Annotated in this window: 12 protein-coding genes; all 12 read right to left on the bottom strand. The window is 61.9% G+C overall.

What is annotated here, in order from left to right:
- Positions 1-11: 11 nt before the first annotated feature.
- Complete coding sequence (locus B9Z31_RS08770) at positions 12-2,972, bottom strand: formate dehydrogenase subunit alpha (RefSeq protein WP_100119194.1); 2,961 nt, start codon at positions 2,970-2,972, stop codon at positions 12-14.
- Positions 2,973-3,018: 46 nt separating this feature from the next.
- Positions 3,019-3,225, bottom strand: coding sequence for a formate dehydrogenase (locus B9Z31_RS08775; protein ID WP_100119195.1), 207 nt, complete (start codon positions 3,223-3,225; stop codon positions 3,019-3,021).
- Between the two features lie 231 nt (positions 3,226-3,456).
- Positions 3,457-5,418, bottom strand: a complete 1,962-nt coding sequence (locus B9Z31_RS08780; protein WP_100119196.1) for a TRAP transporter large permease subunit — start codon at positions 5,416-5,418, stop codon at positions 3,457-3,459.
- Entirely contained in the window at positions 5,415-6,038 is a 624-nt protein-coding gene (locus tag B9Z31_RS08785; protein WP_100119197.1) for a TRAP transporter small permease subunit, read from the bottom strand. The genes B9Z31_RS08780 and B9Z31_RS08785 overlap by 4 nt, the downstream gene beginning before the upstream one ends.
- A gap of 70 nt (positions 6,039-6,108) precedes the next feature.
- Positions 6,109-7,227 (bottom strand): TRAP transporter substrate-binding protein, encoded by a 1,119-nt coding sequence (locus B9Z31_RS08790; protein WP_199174468.1) that lies wholly within the window; start codon positions 7,225-7,227, stop codon positions 6,109-6,111.
- Positions 7,228-7,367: 140 nt separating this feature from the next.
- Entirely contained in the window at positions 7,368-7,994 is a 627-nt protein-coding gene (locus B9Z31_RS08795) for a molecular chaperone (RefSeq protein WP_100119199.1), read from the bottom strand.
- Between the two features lie 9 nt (positions 7,995-8,003).
- A complete protein-coding gene (locus tag B9Z31_RS08800) occupies positions 8,004-10,118 on the bottom strand; it encodes a 4Fe-4S binding protein (protein ID WP_100119200.1) in 2,115 nt (704 codons plus the stop codon).
- Positions 10,078-10,704: a DUF3306 domain-containing protein gene (locus tag B9Z31_RS08805; RefSeq protein ID WP_100119201.1), complete on the bottom strand. Its 627-nt coding sequence runs from the start codon at positions 10,702-10,704 to the stop codon at positions 10,078-10,080. Before B9Z31_RS08805 ends, B9Z31_RS08800 begins: the two co-directional genes overlap by 41 nt.
- Complete coding sequence (locus tag B9Z31_RS08810; protein ID WP_100119466.1) at positions 10,701-11,276, bottom strand: DUF3305 domain-containing protein; 576 nt, start codon at positions 11,274-11,276, stop codon at positions 10,701-10,703. The genes B9Z31_RS08805 and B9Z31_RS08810 overlap by 4 nt, the downstream gene beginning before the upstream one ends.
- Before the next feature lie 8 nt (positions 11,277-11,284).
- The gene (gene fdhF / locus B9Z31_RS08815) at positions 11,285-14,071 is read right to left on the bottom strand and encodes a formate dehydrogenase subunit alpha (RefSeq protein WP_100119202.1); all 2,787 of its coding nucleotides are present in this window, start codon (positions 14,069-14,071) and stop codon (positions 11,285-11,287) included.
- A gap of 172 nt (positions 14,072-14,243) precedes the next feature.
- The gene (locus tag B9Z31_RS08820; protein WP_100119203.1) at positions 14,244-15,965 is read right to left on the bottom strand and encodes an NADH-ubiquinone oxidoreductase-F iron-sulfur binding region domain-containing protein; all 1,722 of its coding nucleotides are present in this window, start codon (positions 15,963-15,965) and stop codon (positions 14,244-14,246) included.
- 6 nt (positions 15,966-15,971) lie between these two features.
- Positions 15,972-17,285 (bottom strand): benzoyl-CoA 2,3-epoxidase subunit BoxA, encoded by a 1,314-nt coding sequence (gene boxA, locus B9Z31_RS08825; protein ID WP_100119204.1) that lies wholly within the window; start codon positions 17,283-17,285, stop codon positions 15,972-15,974.
- Positions 17,286-17,445: the final 160 nt, after the last annotated feature.

Genomic DNA, 17,445 nt, shown 5'->3' on the forward strand with positions numbered 1-17,445 from the left:
TCCAGGTGCGCTTAGGCTTTTTCGATGTTGCAGACGGTGGTCTTGGTCTCTTGCATCATGGTGACGCTGTCATAACCATAGGTGGTGGCCGTGTTGACGGCCTCGCCGCGCACGATGGGCGCTGCGCCTTTGGGGTAATGCGCCAACATGTCCGCGCCTTGCCAACGGCCCGAGAAGTGGAAGGGCATCCACACGGTGCCGGTGTCCACACGTTCGGTGACCATGGCTTGCACATTCAAGCGTGCGCCCGTGGCACCCAACAACCAGACGCGGTCGCCATCGCGCACGCCACGGTCGGCCGCTGTCTTGGGGTTGATCTCGACATAGGCTTCTTGCTGCAACTCGGCCAACCAAGGGTTGGAGCGGGTTTCTTCGCCGCCGCCTTCGTACTCGACCAAACGGCCCGAGGTCAGGATGAGCGGGTATTTCTCGTGCACTTTGTCCGCGATGTTTTTGTCCTGCACGGTTTTGTACAAGGTGGGCAAACGCCAGAACGCTTTCTTGTCGTCGTGCGTGGGGTACTTGGCCATCATGTCCGGACGGGTGCCGTACAAAGGCTCGCGGTGCTGCGGGATCGGATCGGGGAAGTTCCAGACCACCGCGCGGGCCTTGGCGTTGCCAAAGGGATGGCAGCCGTGCTCTTTCATGAACACGCGGATCATGCCGCCCGAGGAATCGGTCTTCCAGTTTTTGCCCTCGGCCTTGGCTTTTTCAGCCTCGGTCAACTCGTCCCACCAGCCCAGCTTCTTGAGCAGGATGTGGTCGAGTTCGGGGTAGCCGGTGGTGATGTCCGCGCCCATGGAGTGCGATCCGTCTTCGGCCAAGAGGCTCTTGCCTTCGCGCTCCACACCGAAGTTGGCGCGGAAGTTACCGCCGCCGTCCATGACGTGCTTGGAGGTGTCGTACAGGTTGGGCGAGCCGGGGTGCTTGAGTTCGGGCGTGCCGTAGCAAGGCCAGGGCAGACCGAAGTAGTCACCGGTGAAGTCGTAGCCGGTTTCCTTGTCTTTGCCGCCTTTGGCCTTGAGGGTTTTCACATCGAACACGTTCATGTTCTTCATGTGGGCCTTCAGGCGCTCAGGGCTTTGGCCGGTGTAGCCAATGGTCCAGACGCACTTGTTGATCTCGCGCAAGATGTCTTCGGGCATGGGTTCGTCCATGCCGCCGACTTTTTGCATTTTGTAATTTTTGGACAGCTCTTTGGCAAAGCCCAGCTTCTCAGCCAGCTGGTGCATGATCATGTGGTCCGAGCGGCTCTCCCACAAGGGTTCAATGACCTTCTCGCGCCACTGCAAAGAGCGGTTGGAGGCCGTGCACGAACCGCTGGTTTCGAACTGGGTGGCCGCGGGCAACAGGTACACCGCGCGGTTGGGGTTCAAATCTTCGGCCTTGCCGGGCATGGCGGCCATGGCCGCTGTGGCCGACGGGTAGGGATCGACCACCACCAACAAGTCCAGCTTGTCCATGGCGCGCTTCATGTCGAGGCCACGGGTTTGCGAGTTGGGGGCATGGCCCCAATAAAACACACCGCGCAGGTTGCTGTCTTGGTCAATCAGCTCGTTGTTTTCGAGCACACCGTCGATCCAGCGGGACACGGTGATGCCGTTTTTGCCCATCATGGCGGGGCTGGCGAACTGCTTTTTGATCCACTCGAAGTCCACGCCCCAGGTGTTGGCAAAGTGCTTCCAGGAGCCTTCGGCCAAACCGTAGTAACCCGGCAAGGAGTCTGGGTTGGGGCCCACGTCGGTGGCGCCTTGCACGTTGTCGTGACCACGGAAAATGTTGGTGCCGCCGCCGGTCTTGCCCACGTTGCCCAAGGCCAGTTGCAAGATGCAAGATGCGCGCACGATGGCGTTGCCGATGGTGTGCTGGGTCTGGCCCATGCACCAGACGATGGTGCCGGGGTTGTTCTCGTGCAGCATTTTGGCGATCTTGAAGACCTGGTCTTCCTTGACGCCGCAGGCCTCTTCCACCTTGTCGGGGGTCCACTTGGCCAACACTTCGGTCTTGACCGCTTCCATGCCGTAGACGCGGTCGTTGAGGTACTTTTTGTCCTCCCAGCCGTTCTTGAAGATGTGGTACAGCACACCAAACAAGAATGGGATGTCGGTGCCCGAGCGGATGCGCACGTACTCGTCGGCCTTGGCGGCGGTGCGGGTGAAGCGCGGATCGACCACGATCATCTTGCAGCCGTTTTCCTTGGCGTGCAGCATGTGCAGCATCGACACAGGGTGCGCCTCGGCGGCGTTGGAGCCGATGTACAAAGCGACCTTGCTGTTTTGCATGTCGTTGTACGAGTTGGTCATGGCGCCATAACCCCAGGTGTTGGCCACACCGGCCACCGTGGTGGAGTGGCAAATGCGGGCCTGGTGGTCGCAGTTGTTGGTGCCCCAGAAGCTCACGAACTTGCGCAGCAAATAGGCCTGCTCGTTGTTGTGCTTGGACGAGCCGATGTAGTACACGCTGTCCGGGCCGCTGGCTTTTTTCAGCTCCAGCATCTTGGCGCTGATTTCGTTCAAGGCCGTGTCCCAGCTGATGCGCTCGTACTTGCCGTTGACCAGCTTCATGGGGTAGCGCAGGCGGTACTCGCCGTGGCCGTGCTCGCGCAGTGCAGCGCCCTTGGCGCAGTGCGCACCCAGGTTGATGGGCGAATCAAACACGGCTTCTTGGCGCACCCAAACGCCGTTCTCGACCACGGCATCGACCGCGCAACCCACAGAGCAGTGGGTGCAGATGGTGCGTTTGACTTCGACCTTGCCGGCGCCCACGATGGCGGCGCCCGTGGCGGCTTGGGCTTTTTGCACCAAGCTCAGCTGCGATGCAGCCAAGCCCACGCCCACACCCAGACCCGAGCGGCGCAAAAAGCTGCGGCGGTCGAGTGTGGGCAAAGCCTGCGACAAACCACGGCGCAGGCTGTGGATGAAGGGGGACGAGGCAGCACCTGAGGTGCCAGTTTGTTTTTTGGTCAGCAACATGGAGGGCTCCAGTTGGGGGTGAACAGAAATGAGAACGGAATCGGGTTCAGACGCGGGTGGTCTTGTAGTACTGCTGCACGTGCTCGCTCAGGGTGTAGCCGCCGCCGCGTGTGGGCTTGGGCAAGGCGGTGGCCACTGGCGCAGGTTGTTGGACAACACCGGGCAAAACGGCGGTGGCGGCAGCCACCGCGCCAACGGTTGCCGCACCCGAAAAGAGGCTGCGACGCGAGACAGAGGAAGTTTTGGAAGACATCAAAGACTCCTGAAAAAAAGGGCGAGCCGGTGGCTCAGCGGAACTTATGGCCTAGGCAAAAAGTTACATAGGTGATCTTACTGTCTGCCCGGCCGGCTGGGTATGTAAAAACCCTTAGTTGAAATGCATGGTCGTCAAGCAGGTGACAGCCGGCACCCTCGCTGATCGAAAAAAAACGCCCAGGCACACCAGCCGTTTGGGCTTTGTGTGCATGGGCGCACGGTGTTCTTTTTATTTGTAAAGAACTTCAGGCAACCACATGCCGATGGCCGGGAACATGTAGAGCAGCACAATCGCAAAAACCTGGATGGCCATGAAAGGCAGCATGCCTGCAAAGATCTGGTTCAGCGTGACGTGCGGCGGGCTCACACCCTTGAGGTAGAACGCCGCCATGGCCACGGGTGGGCTCAGGAATGCGGTCTGCAGGTTCAAGGCCACCAACAAGCCAAAGAACAGCGGGTCGATGCCGAAGTGCGGCAACAAAGGGATGAAGATCGGCATGAAGATCACGATGATCTCGGTCCACTCCAAAGGCCAGCCCAACAAGAAAATGACGACCTGCGCCAAGATCATGAACTGCACCGGCGTCAGGTCCATGCCCAGCACCCAGCTGTTGATGATCTCTTGACCGCCCAGCAGCGCAAAGGCGGCCGAGAAGATGCTGGAGCCCACAAACAACCAGCACACCATGGCGCTGGTTTTGGCCGTCAGGTACACCGACTCACGAAGCACCACATAGTTGAGCCTGCGGTACGCCGCAGCCAACAGCAAGCCCCCCAAGGAGCCCATGGCCGCCGCTTCGGTCGGGGTGGCCAAGCCAAACACAATGGTGCCCAGCACCGCCAAGATCATGAGGGCCAAGGGGAAGAAGGAACCCAGCAGCATCTTGAAGATTTCAAGCCGCACAAAACTGAAGTACGCGTAGAAGATGGCCAGTGCCACGGCGCAGCTGGCCAAGCCGATCCAGAACGACAGGGGCGCTTCTTGGCGCTCAGCTGCAGGTACCTCAGCAGGGGCTTCAGCGGCGGCTGTCACAACCGCAGGTGCTGGCGTAGCTTCTTGCGATGCTTGTGCAGCGGGTTCGGCCGCAGCGGGCGCTGCTTCTGTTCCAGGCGGCTGTTGTAAGCCCTCTTCTTCGGGCTCGGACAAGCCACTGATGCTCTCGCCTTCCTCTTCGGTGGCAGCCGAGTCAGACAGCTCACCGCCCATGGCCACCACGCCCTCCACCGCCTCGACGGGAAGGGGTGCCGTGACCTTGAAATAAATCGTGCCCATGATGGCTGCGACCGCCAAAGCAGGCAGCAAAGCGATGCCCAGATGGTTGAGCAATTCACGCATGGGCACCGCCGCGTTGCGCTTGCCTTTGATCGCACCGATCAGGCCAGGCAACACAGTGCTGCTGATGTCTTTGGACACCACCTGCGCAAACGCTGGCAAAGGCACGATGCGGTCTTCGGCCGACATGGGGGGGGCCATGTGCGGCTTCCATTTGGCGATGATGATCACGTAGAGCACATACAAAGTGGCCAACATGATGCCGGGGAAGAAAGCACCCGCATACAACTTGACCACCGACACACCCGCCGTCGCGCCATACACGATCAGCATGACCGAAGGCGGAATCAAAATGCCCAAGCAACCGCCCGCGGTGATGGCACCCGCAGACAACTGCACGCTGTAACCTGCGCGCAGCATGGCAGGCAAAGCCAGCAAGCCCATGAGCGTGACGACCGCACCCACGATGCCCGTGGCGGTGGCAAAAATGGCACAGGTCACGATGGTGGCCACGGCCAAGGAGCCTGGCACGCGGGCCATGGCCAGGTGCATGCTCTTGAACAGTTTTTCAATCAGGTTGGCGCGCTCAATGAGGTAACCCATGAACACGAACAAAGGAATGGAGATCAGCACGTCGTTGGACATGACCGAATACGCACGCTGAACCATCAGGTCCAGGGTTTGCTGGACCGCCAAATCGGGGTTTTGACTCTTGTAGGCAATCCACGCGAAGATCATGCCCATGCCCATCAGGGTGAAGGCCGTTGGAAAGCCCAACATGATCGCCACCACCACCAGCGCCAGCATCAACAAGCCCAAATGCCCGTTGGACATCTCGGCAGGCGCAGGCAGCAAAACAAAGGCCGCCAACACGACCATGGCCATGATGGTCAGGCCAAACCAGACTTCTTTTTTCATTTTTGTGTTCCCTTGGCAGTCACCAGCTCGCCCAATTTAGCGATGTCTTCGTCTTTGACGTTGACCATTTCTTTGAGTTTCTCGACGTCGACCTCGTCCACGTCATCGCCCCGCTTGGGCCACTCGCCTTGCTTGATGCAGACAATGCAGCGCACGATTTCAACCAGGCCCTGCGCCAGCAAGAATGCCCCCGCAATCGGCAAGATGGTTTTGAAGGGGTACACCGGTGGACCGTTGGCCGTGATGTTGGAGTGCTCGTTGATGGCCCAGGACTCGGCGGCAAATCCATACCCTGCGTAAGCCAAAGCAACGACCCCTGGGATGAAAAACAAAATGTAGAGAATCAAATCCAACCAGGCTTGCAAGCGAGGCGGAAAGAAGCCGTACAAGACGTCACCGCGCACGTGGCCGTTCTTGGACAAGGTGTACGCACCCGCCATCATGAACAAGGAGCCGTACATCATGCTCATCACGTCAAAAGCCCATGGATGCGGGTTGTCCAGCGCATAACGCGAAAAGACCTCCCAAGAGATCAGCAGGGTCAACGCCACGATCAGCCAGGAAAAAAACTGGCCAATCCAGGTGCTGATTTTGTCGATGAAGAGCAACAGGTTTTGCATAAGGGGTCACATAAGTAAATCAGCCATCCGGTAGTGCCGGATGGCTGATGGGTTGGCTCAGATCAAATAATCAGGCCTTTTTGGCGCCGAAGAAATGGTTCACAGCCATGCGACGGCTGATGTTGGTGTCCTGGTCCCATTTCACAGCACGGGCTGCGAAGGCCTTTTGAGAAGCGACGATTTCCTTGAACAAGGGGTTTTCGGCGGATTTCTTTTCGACGATTTCAGTCCAGATTTTCAGCTGGTCTTGCAAGATCGCATCCGGTGTTTTGTAGAACTTGACTTTGTCTTTGGTCTGCAACTCGATGTAGTCTTTGGAGTAGCGGTCGATGGCTTTCCAAGACATGTCGGCAGAAGCGGCCTCTGTCGCACCGGCAATGACCGCCTTCAACTTGGCTGGCAAAGCGTCGTACTTGGTCTTGTTGAACATGATCTCGAAAGTCTCGGCGCTCTGGTGGTAGCTTTGCAGCATGCAGACCTTGGAGACATCGGGGAAGCCCAAAATGCGGTCAGACGTCGCGTTGTTGAACTCGGCGCCGTCCAGCAAGCCACGGTCCATCGCAGGAACGATCTCGCCGCCTGGCAAAGCGTTCACAGCAGCGCCCATGGCGGTGAACAGGTCAATGGCCAAACCGTTGGTGCGGAACTTCAAGCCTTTGAAGTCAGACGACTTGGTGATCGGCTTTTTGAACCAACCCAAAGGCTGGGTAGACATGGGACCGTACAGGAAAGATTGAACGTTGCCGCCAATGGAGGCGTACAACTTGGCCAACAACTCGGCGCCGCCGCCGTACTTGTGCCAAGACAAAATCATGTTGGCGTCCATGCCGAAAGCAGGACCCGAGTTCCACAAGGCCAAAGCGTTTTGCTTGCCGTAGTGGTAGCCCAACACGCCGTGACCGCCGTCCAAAGTGCCTTTGGAAACCGCTTCGAGCAAACCAAAGGCAGGCACCACGGCGCCAGCAGGCAGCACTTCGATCTTCAGATCGCCACCGGTCATGTCGTTGACCTTCTTGGCGTAGTCCAAGGCGTACTCGTGGAAGATGTCCTTGGCGGGCCAAGTGCTCTGCCAGCGCATGCTGATCGGGCCGGATTGGGCCTTGGCGATCATGGGGGCAGAGATGGCACCTGCGGCGACAGCGGCGCCCTTCAGGAGGTTGCGACGGCGTGGGGTTTGGGCTTCGGTCAAAGGAGTCTCCAGTGGTTATAAAACTTCTAAGCGTAAAAAGTTACCGCTCGGTTACGATTATGAGAGTTCTGGCGCGCCAGCCGCTAGGTGAAAACCCGAACCTGTTTGGCGATTTTTTTCACACCCGGTCAGAAAAATTTTCAAACCACCAAATCGAAGCCCTGCGACTCCACGCTGATGAAGGCTTCGGTGAATGCCGCCACCCGGGCATAAAAGACGGCACGTGGCTGCGTTTGCAACACTTGGCACAGCGCGGGCAGCCAAGATTGGACGTGTTGGGTGAAAAACGCCTGCTGGCGGGTCAGGTTCGACACCGCCACATCGTCGCCCGCGATCAGAAAGCGCATGACCTCGAACACATAAGCCACATGGTCTTCGGTTTCTGACATGCCTTCGCTTTTGCCCAGGCCCAGCTCGGCCAAATCGTCGCGCAGACGCACCAAGGGCTTTTCGTTCAAAAAACCACTGAGGTAGTGCGAGCCAAACAAATACACCTCGGGCTTGCCCACACCGCCAAACAGGCTGTTGTATTCGGCGGCGATTTGGGCCTGGTCCAAACTGCGGGCGCTGGCCACCAGCTCGCGCCAAGGCTCTTCCAAAAAGCCACCGGCATCGGGCGCTTCGGTCACCGCCACCTGCAATTGGCCCAACAGTTCCGCACTGGGTGCGGCGTAATACAGCTGGGACAACAAACCGTAGATTTCGGCGCGGGCTGTTTCTTCGTCCAGCGCATGGCTGCTGGCGGATGGATTCAGGTCTTGGCTCATGGCAGGTGCTTATTCGGGTTGGGAAGGGTTGAGACCAGAAACACGCGTCTGGTTCTCGTCCGTGAACATGTCCACCACACGGCAGTCGCCGCACATTTTCAGGCGCTCCAGCGCCGCGCCCTGGAACATGCTGTGCCCTGCCAAGCGGCCCAGCATGGCTTCGATGCCCTTGAGCGTGCCGAAGGGTTTGCTGCAGCGGATGCAGGCGTAAGGGGGGCTGCCATGCAAAACACGGACCTGGGTGCGCTCTGGCAACAAGGACAGCCGGGGCTGCAGGGTGATCGCGTTTTCAGGGCAGGTCTTGGCGCACAGGCCGCACTGGACGCAATTTTTCTCGACAAAACGGATTTCGGGCTGAAGCGGGTTGTCTTGCAAAGCCGAAGAAGGGCATGCGCCCACGCAGCTGATGCACAGCGTGCACTTGCTGCCATCGACCACGATGGTGCCCAGAGGCGATCCAGCGGCCGGCAAATCGAGCGCTTGGGGGCGGCTGGCCTCGTCGAGAGCCATCACCGGTGACTGGGCCATCAGGTGGTCGATCACCAGCTCCAGGTTGCTGCGCTTTTCGGCTTGCACCGCGTGGCGTGCCGCGATGGCTGGGCCTGCGGGCAGGCTGGCAGCTTTGAGGCTGCGGGCGCACAAGCGTTGCAGGTCTGCGTCCAAAGACGATGCCGTTTTGGCTTCCAGCAATTGGAAATGCACGCCGGTGTAGCCCAGGCCATTGAGCAGGCTTTGGGCCACGGCCATTTGTTCCATGAGCGCGGCGCGGTATGGCGGCGCTTCTTCGTGGGTGAGCAGCACCATGACCTGGCGGGCGCCGTAGGCCACGGCCGACAGCCACAGCTCCATGCCCACACTGGCGGTGTGCCACAGCGCCACAGGCATCACGCGGGCCGGCACGCCTTGCATGACGCCCAGCTGCGCGCCCCGGCCCAGCTCGTCGACCAGGGCTTGGCCTTTGTCTTGGCTGTGCAGCAGCAGCGCGGCGTCGCGCCCACCAGCGGCTTGGTAGGCCGAAAGCAACGCACGGATCTTGGCGCCCTGCTCTGCCGGGCGGGGGTAGGCGTAGGTGAGGGCCCCCGTGGGGCAAGCCGTGGTGCAGGCGCCGCAGCCCACGCACAGGTTGGGGTTGACCACAATTTGCTGGCGGCTTTTGTCCGAGCGCACGGCCTCCGCGGAGCAGATCTCGATACAGGCGTTGCAGCCCACTTGCTCGTTGCGGCTGTGGGCGCAGAGCTTTTGCTTGTAGGCAAAAAAGCGGGGCTTTTCAAACTCGCCCACCAACTCGCGCACCTTCAGCAGCGTTTGCAGGTCTTGCCCGTCCCAGCGGAAGTAACCCTGCGGCAAGGCGTGCGAGGTGAATGTGGGCGAGGCTTTGTCGCCGCGCAAATCCAGCACCACATCGAAGCGCTCGGTTTGCGGACGGGCGTCGCGGCTGAAATCGATGGCGCCCGCAGCTTCGCAGACCTTGACGCAGTCGCGGTGCGAGGTGCAGCGTGACAGGTCCACCTGGTAATCGAGCCCAATGGCCTGCTCGGGGCAGGCGGCCACGCAGGCGTTGCAGCGCGTGCACAGGTCGAGGTCGATCGGGTTGCTGGCGTCCCACGACACCTCAAAAGCACCCAACCAGCCCTTGAGGCCTTGCAAACGACCCGCCACCACCGGAAAGCGCCGCTCTTGACTCCCCCCGGCGTTGCCGGCGCCTTGGGCAAAAATCGTGACCTGCATCGCGTCGGCCAAAAGAGCAGCGGCGCGTTCGGCGGCGTCGATGGCCCCGATGATGAGCACACGGCCTTCGCTTTTGTAGGTGACGGTGGGTACCGGCTCGGGCTCGGGCAGGCGGGCGGCGGCCAACAAAGCGGCGATCTTGGGTGTGGCGTGCTCGGCTTCGTGGGCCCAGCCACCGGTTTCGCGGATGTTGACAAAACGAATCGGCGAAATCGCGCCTTCGGTTTGCTCGGCCAACTCCGAGAACAGACGTTTTTCCTGGGTGCAGGCCACGGTCACGGTCTCGCCGGTTTTCACGGCTTTTTGGAATTGCCCCGCCTCGCGGCGGCACAAGGTGGTGTGCAGGGTCAGGTCTTCACCCAGTGCTTGGCCCAAGGCTTGGGCTTGCAGGGGCATCGTTTGGTTGCAATTGCAAATCAGGGTCGTCATGTTCTGTCAATTCGGAGACGGGCAGCGCGGGTGGCGGCTGCAGGGTCGGTGCGGGGGCGTTAAGAGATTGCGGGGACTGTGCCACAAGTGGCGCGCCTTCTGCCAAGTCCGGGTCTTTGGGCGTGAACAAACCCAACAATTGGGCCCCCACCATCTTCTCGAGCATGCCAGCGGGCAAAGGGTCTGGGGTGTTGTAGTCGCCAATGTAGATGTCCAAGCCGTCCATCACATTGAAGTGGGGGTCGGTGAACAATTTCTTCATGGCCGCGTTGCGCACCTCGCCGGGCACGCCTTGGCGCATGAAACTTTGAAATTCAGAGGCGGGGGTCAGGTTCTCCACATCGGCCATGGTCGGCAGCGGCGGTTGAGGCGGTTGAGGCGCTGCCTCGGCCAAGTTGTCCTGCTGCGAAGCCGCGACCTGCGAGGCACCGGCAGGACCGGTGGCCCCATGCCCGGGCGGTGCGACCGAGGGGGCGGCTGGGGCTGGGCTGGGCTCTGTCGTCTCCAGGCCTTGCTTGCGCCTTGACCAGCGGCTGAAAAAATTCTCACTCATGGCGCAGGCCTTGCGCCCTTGCGCTTGCTGTCGGTGCTGACCGACACAGGCTGCCCAAAGCGATCGGTCAAGCGCTGAAAACTCTGGGGACGCTGGCGTTTTTTCTCTTCGGGCACAAAGTGCTGCTCTGCAAAGGCCTTCATCCAGTCCACCACCTCTGCCGCAACCGGCATGGTTTCCACGGTTTCCTGGGCATCGAGCCACCGGCCGGCATCGTGGTAGCTCAGGCTCACCGCTTGTGGGACAGCCACAGGCTCACCACCGTCTTCAGCATCGATCAAGCGCCACATCACAAAGTAACACGGCGTGGGTGAGGTGGCATTGAGCCAATAGCCTTCGGCGTCATCTTGAAAAAGGGCCACGGTCCAGCTGGGGTAAAGCCACAGGGTTTCGTGCTCAGTTTGGCGCAAACAACGGGGCTGCGCACCGAAACCGGTTTCCTGGGGCACGACATCCGCGAGCACCCAGCGCCAGGTCTGCCAACGCGACATGGGCCCTTGCACCGGCTCGCGGCGCATGAGCACCGCAACGTCAAATTGGGGTCGGGCAGTGGGAGGGGGCGGCGAAGTCATGCGCCGCATTATGCGGTGATCGCAGAGGCCACTCGCACGGCACAGTATTTGAATTCCGGGATCTTGCCAAAGGGATCGAGGGCGGCGTTGGTCAACACGTTGGCGGCCGCCTCGACATAGGCAAAGGGCATGAACACCGTCCCCAAGGGGGTGCCGCTGTCTTGGCGCAAGACCAGCTCGACGTGGCCACGGCGCGAGACCACTTGGATGCGTTGACCCGCCTGCAGGCCCAAGCGCGCCATGTCGGACGGGTGCATGGACGCGGTGGCCGCGGGCTCCAGCGCGTCGAGCACGGTGGCGCGGCGCGTCATGCTGCCGGTGTGCCAATGCTCCAATTGCCGCCCGGTGATGAGCACCATGGGGTACTCGGCATCGGGCTGCTCGTTGGCCGGGATCAGCCCCGCCGTGACCAAACGCACACGGCCATCTTGGGTCGGGAATTGGTCGTGGAAAACGATGGGCTGGCCCGGGTCGTCGGCGCTCACACACGGGTAAGTGACCGAGCCCGCATTCAGGCGCGCCCAGTCGATGCCGCCAATGGCCGGGGCCATGGCCTGGCGCATTTCTTCGTACACCTGAGCGACACCGTCATGCTCGCCTGCATAGGACCAGTCGAGGCCCATGCGCTCGGCCATCTGCTGGATGATCCACAGATCGGGTTTCGCATCGCCCGGCGGCAAGACCGCTTGGCGGCCCATCTGAACCGTGCGGTCGGTGTTGCTGACGGTGCCGGTTTTTTCGGGCCAAGCGCTGGCGGGCAGCACCACATCGGCCAGCCAGGCGGTTTCGGTCAAAAAGATGTCTTGCACCACCAAGTGCTGAAGGCTGGCCAACGCGTGGCGGGCGTGGTGCAGGTCCGGGTCGCTCATGGCCGGGTTCTCGCCCATGACGTACATGCCGCGCACCTTGTGCGGGTCGCTGTCGGGTGCGAGCGCCTTGTGCATGATCTCGACCACGGTGTAACCGGGCTGGTCATCCAAGGGGGTGCCCCAGAATTTCTCAAACCAGTCGTGCGCAGACTTGTCGCTCACGCGCTGGTAGTTGGGGTACATCATCGGGATCAGGCCCGCGTCGCTCGCGCCCTGCACATTGTTCTGGCCGCGCAGCGGGTGCAAGCCCGTGCCGGGACGGCCGATTTGACCCGTGATGCTGGCCAGCGCGATCAGGCAGCGCACGTTGTCGGTGCCGTGCACATGCTGGCTCACGCCCATGCCCCACAAAATCATGGCGGCTTGGGCGCCGGCATAGGCCCGCGCCACTTCGCGGATGCTGTCAGCGGGGATGCCGCAGATCGCGCTCATGGCCTCGGGCGTGTAGTCGCGCACATGGGCCTTGAGTTCGGCCACGTTGTCGGCACGTTCCCGCAAGAAGGTTTCGTCGCACAGGTTCTCGGTCACGATGACGTGCAGCATGGCGTTGAGCAGCGCCACATCGCTGTCGGCCTTGAACTGCAAAGTGCGCCAGGCGTGACGCCCGATGTCGGTGATGCGCGGGTCCATCAGCACGATGCGTGTGCCGCGCTGGGCGGCGTTCTTCATCCAGGTGGCGGCCACCGGGTGGTTGGCCGTGGGGTTGGAGCCGATGACGATGATGAGGTCGGCATGCGCCACATCGCGCACCGGGTTGCTCACCGCACCCGAGCCCACACCTTCGAGCAAGGCCGCCACGCTGGAGGCGTGGCACAGGCGCGTGCAGTGGTCCACGTTGTTGCTGCCAAAACCGGTGCGCACCAGCTTCTGGAACAAATACGCTTCCTCGTTGCTGCCTTTGGCCGAGCCAAAACCGGCGAGCGATTTGGGGCCGTGTTGTTGACGCAGCGTGTTGAGCGGCAGGGTGGCCAGATCCAGTGCTTCTTCCCAAGTGGCTTCGCGGAAAACGTCGCGCCAGTCGCTGTGGCCCTCCAGCAGTGCGACGTCCTTGACCACGCCCGCCTTGCGGATCAGCGGCCGGGTGATGCGGTCCGGGCTGTGGATGTAGTCCATGCCAAAACGGCCCTTGACGCACAAGCGCCCTTGGTTGGCCGGGCCTTCGCGGCCTTGGACGCTGATGATCTTTTCGTCTTTGACCTGGTAAGTGACCAGACAACCGACACCGCAAAACGGGCAGACGGAATCGATTTCGCGGTCCACCTTCTGCGGGCCCATGTGGCTCTTGGGCATGAGCGCGCCTGTGGGGCAGGCCTGCACGCATTCGCCACAGCCCACACACGAGCTGCCTCCCATCGGGTCGGCCAGGTCAAACACCACTTGGGTGTGTGCACCCCGAAAAGCCAGACCGATCACGTCGTTGACCTGCAGGTCGCGGCAAGCGCGTTCGCAGCGGTTGCATTGGATGCAGGCGTCCAGGTTCACCGCCATGGCCGGGTGCGACAGGTCGGCGGGCACGGCCTCACGCTTGATCGCAGCCAGCGCCGGGCGAACCTGCACCCCGAGGTGTTCGGCCCATTGGCTCAGCTCACCGTGCGGGGCCTCAGCCCTGTCGTCCAGCCACTTGTGGCCCTGCTCGGGCAGGTCGGCCAGCAGCATCTCGAGCACCATCTTCTGGCTTTTGAGCGCGCGTTCGCTGTGGGTCTGCACCTGCATGCCGGGCGTGGCGCTGCGGCAGCAACTGGGGGCCAAGGTGCGTTCACCGGCCACCTCCACCACACAGGCGCGGCAGTTGCCATCAGGCGCCAAGCCTTCCTTGTGGCACAGGTGCGGGATGGCAATGCCCAATTCTTGGGCGATGTTGAAAATGCTTTTCCCCGCCGGCGCTTCAACGCTTTGGCCATTGAGGGTGAATTGAACCGTGCTCATGCCCTGCCCTTCCCTGTGCGCCCAAGTCCCTGTGAGAGGCTGCCCTTGCGGCCGAATGCTTCAGGCTTTTGTGGGAGGCCGCCCCTGCGGCCGAATGCTTCAGGCTTTTGTGGGAGGCCGCCCCTGCGGCCGAATGTTTCAGGGGCTTGTGCCCACAGGCCATCGGGCTTCATCATGCGGCACCTACTTCGTGCGGGAAGTAGTCCAGCACACACCGAATGGGGTTCGGTGCGGCCTGACCCAAGCCGCAAATCGACGCATCGCCCATGACCTGCGCCAAGTCTTTGAGCGTATCGGCATCCCACACCCGGGCGGTCATCAGTTGCGCCGCTTTGTCGGTGCCCACGCGGCAAGGCGTGCACTGGCCGCAGCTCTCGTGCGCAAAAAAGCGCATCACATTCAGGGCGGCTTCGCGGGCGCTGTCGTGTTGGCTCAGCACCATCACGGCGGCCGAGCCGATGAAGCAGCCATGTGGCTGCAGGGTGTCAAAGTCCAGCGGCACATCGGCCAAGCGGGCCGGCAAGATGCCGCCGCTGGCACCGCCGGGCAAATAGGCGTAGAGCGTGTGTCCCTCGGCCATGCCGCCGCAGTATTCATCCACCAGTTCGCGCAGGGTGATGCCTGCGGGTGCAAGCTTGACGCCCGGGTGCTTCACGCGCCCGCTCACGCTGAAGCGGCGCAGGCCCTGGCGGCCGTGGCGGCCCTGCGATGCGAAGCTGTCTGCGCCCTGTTCCAGCAGTTCGCGGATCCAGTACAGGGTCTCAAAGTTGTGTTCCAGCGTGGGGCGGCCAAACAGACCGACTTCGGCGATGTAGGGCGGGCGCAGGCGGGGTTCGCCGCGCTTGCCCTCGATGCTCTCGATCATGGCCGACTCTTCGCCGCAGATGTAGGCGCCTGCACCGCGGCGCAGTTCGATGCGCGGCAAGGCACAGGGCGGATTCGCCTGCAGATCGGCCAGCGCCTGCGTGAGCAGCACACGCGCTTCGTGGTATTCGTCACGCAGGTAGATGTAGACCGCCTCGCAGCCCACCACGCTGGCCGCGATCAGCACGCCCTCCAGAAAGCGGTGAGGGTCGGCTTCCAGACCCGTGCGGTCTTTGAAGGTGCCGGGCTCGCCCTCGTCGATGTTCACCGCCATCAGGCGCGGGGCTGGCTGCTGGCGCACGATGCGCCATTTGCGCCCCGCAGGGAACCCCGCACCGCCCAAGCCGCGCAAGCCCGAGGACTCCAAGACCTGGATCACCGATTCGGCCTCGCGCTCGCCCGCGGCCACTTGCTGGGCCAGGCGGTAGCCCCCGGCTTGCACATAAGCGTCTAGGCCGATGGCGTCGGGCAAGGCATTGGGCGCCGTCTCATGCTGGGCCACACGCCGCGACACTGTTTCAGGCGTCGCATGCGCCACGGCCTGCTGTCCGACCTGCGCGGCCGGGGCCTGCTCGCAGCGGCCCAGACAGGGCACGGGCACGACTTTCACACCCGATCCCTGGCTCTGCACATCGTTTTGCAACTGGCGCAGCAAGCTGTCACTGCCCGCCAGGCTGCAGCTCAGGCTGTCGCAGACCCGCACGGTGATGCGCGGGGCCGTGGCGTCGTCTTTCAGGATCTCGAAGTGGTGGTAGAACGAAGCGACCTCGAAGACTTCCACCACGGACAGGCGCATCTCGGCCGCCAGCGCCACGATGTGGCGCTCAAAAAGACCATGAAAATGGTCATTCAGCACATGCAGGTGCTCGATCAGCAGGTCACGGCGGTGCCCCTCTGGGGGCGGCGCACCGATCAGCGCCTGCACCTGGGCGCGGGCTTCATCGCTGGCCTGTCGGCCTTTGAGCTGCGAACGCGGCTGGCGCAGTTGCTGGCGAAGCTGGTCCAGACCGATGTGGGTGGCGTTCGCCATGCTGGCTCAGTAAGTCTCGAGGTGCAAACGGCCTTCTTTCTTGAGCGTGCCACCGATGGCGTCCCAGTCCAGACCGGCGTTTTGCGCAATGTCGCGCAGCGCCATGACCACGCCCTCTTCCATGCTCTTCAAACCGCACACATAGAAACAGGTGTGGGGGTCTTTGAGCTGCAGTGCGATGTCGGCAGCGCGGTCACGCAGGGCATCCTGCACATAGCGCTTGGACTTGCCCACTTCACGCGAGAAGGCGAACTCGATGTCGATGAAGTCTTTGGGCAAGTTGTTGAGGGGCCCAAAGTAAGGCAACTCGGCGGGGGTGCGGGCACCGAAGAACAGCATGAGTTTGCCGCCCTCGAACTTGCCACTGGCGCGCAGGCGGCGACGCCATTCGGTCATGGCGCGCATGGGGGCAGAGCCTGTGCCGGTGCAGATCATGACGATGTTGCTCTTGGGGTGGTTGGGCATGAGGAAACTCGCGCCGAACGGTCCGATCACTTGCACCTTGTCGCCCACCTTCAGGTCGCACATGAAGTTGGAGGCCACACCGCGAACGGGTTTGCCGTCGTGGTCCTCCAGCACGCGCTTGATGGTCAGCGACAGGTTGTTGTGGCCCGGACGCTCGCCGTTGCGCGGGCTGGCGATCGAATATTGGCGCGCATGGTGCGGCTTGCCGTGGGCATCCAGCCCTGGCGGGATGATGCCAATCGACTGGCCTTCGAGCACAGGAAAAGGCAACTGGCCAAAGTCCAAGACGATGTGGTGGGTGTCGTAGTCCTGGTGCCCAGCGAGTTGGCCCACTTCGGTCACGCGCAGGTTGCCGGTGACGGTGGCGGTGATGGTTTTGTCTTGCGCCTTGGGGCCATACAGGTTGGTGTAGGCATGGGCCGCCGACCAGGGTGGGATGGTCGCGCCGAACAGCGCCGAGTTGAAGCCTGAAGCGGCGGCGGTGCTGACGGCCGAAGCCGAAGAAGCTGCCGCCGCTTGCACAGCGGTTTGTGCTTCTTCTTGCGCGGCATCCACCACACCACCCGCGGCAGCCAGTTCTTGCGCACTCAGTTCTGCGGGCAAGTCGAACCACTTGAGTTGTTCTTCGATGCTGTAGGCCTGGGCTTTGGGCACCATGCGCCAATTGTCAATCGAGCCGGTAGGGCATGGCGAGATGCAGTCCATGCAACCGTTGCAGACATCGGCCTTGACCACGTAATTGAGCGAGTCGTGGGTGATCGCGCCCACCGGGCAAATGGCTTCGCAGGTGTTGCAGCGGATGCAGATTTCCGGGTCAATCAGGTGTTGCTTGATCAGCGTCGCTTCGGTGCTCATGTCTTGACTCTCTTGTATTTGGCGTTTTATGTCTGTGGTCTGCGAGGTCCGCAACGGTATGGCTTGGGGCCGGGCGCCTCATGCTGGGGTAGCCCAAATCGGCGCCCGGCCCCAAGCCATACCGTCGCTCAGTGCCTGCATGAACGTGTCAAGTCTACTG

This window comes from Limnohabitans sp. G3-2, from assembly GCF_002778275.1.
GTDB lineage: Bacteria > Pseudomonadota > Gammaproteobacteria > Burkholderiales > Burkholderiaceae_C > Limnohabitans_A.

Coding starts and splice junctions, on each gene's coding strand:
- B9Z31_RS08770 (WP_100119194.1), bottom strand. CDS start 2,972: ATGTTGCTGACCAAAAAACAAACTGGCACCTCAGGTGCTGCCTCGTCC.
- B9Z31_RS08775 (WP_100119195.1), bottom strand. CDS start 3,225: ATGTCTTCCAAAACTTCCTCTGTCTCGCGTCGCAGCCTCTTTTCGGGT.
- B9Z31_RS08780 (WP_100119196.1), bottom strand. CDS start 5,418: ATGAAAAAAGAAGTCTGGTTTGGCCTGACCATCATGGCCATGGTCGTG.
- B9Z31_RS08785 (WP_100119197.1), bottom strand. CDS start 6,038: ATGCAAAACCTGTTGCTCTTCATCGACAAAATCAGCACCTGGATTGGC.
- B9Z31_RS08795 (WP_100119199.1), bottom strand. CDS start 7,994: ATGAGCCAAGACCTGAATCCATCCGCCAGCAGCCATGCGCTGGACGAA.
- B9Z31_RS08800 (WP_100119200.1), bottom strand. CDS start 10,118: ATGCCCCTGCAAGCCCAAGCCTTGGGCCAAGCACTGGGTGAAGACCTG.
- B9Z31_RS08805 (WP_100119201.1), bottom strand. CDS start 10,704: ATGAGTGAGAATTTTTTCAGCCGCTGGTCAAGGCGCAAGCAAGGCCTG.
- B9Z31_RS08810 (WP_100119466.1), bottom strand. CDS start 11,276: ATGACTTCGCCGCCCCCTCCCACTGCCCGACCCCAATTTGACGTTGCG.
- fdhF (WP_100119202.1), bottom strand. CDS start 14,071: ATGAGCACGGTTCAATTCACCCTCAATGGCCAAAGCGTTGAAGCGCCG.
- B9Z31_RS08820 (WP_100119203.1), bottom strand. CDS start 15,965: ATGGCGAACGCCACCCACATCGGTCTGGACCAGCTTCGCCAGCAACTG.
- boxA (WP_100119204.1), bottom strand. CDS start 17,285: ATGAGCACCGAAGCGACGCTGATCAAGCAACACCTGATTGACCCGGAA.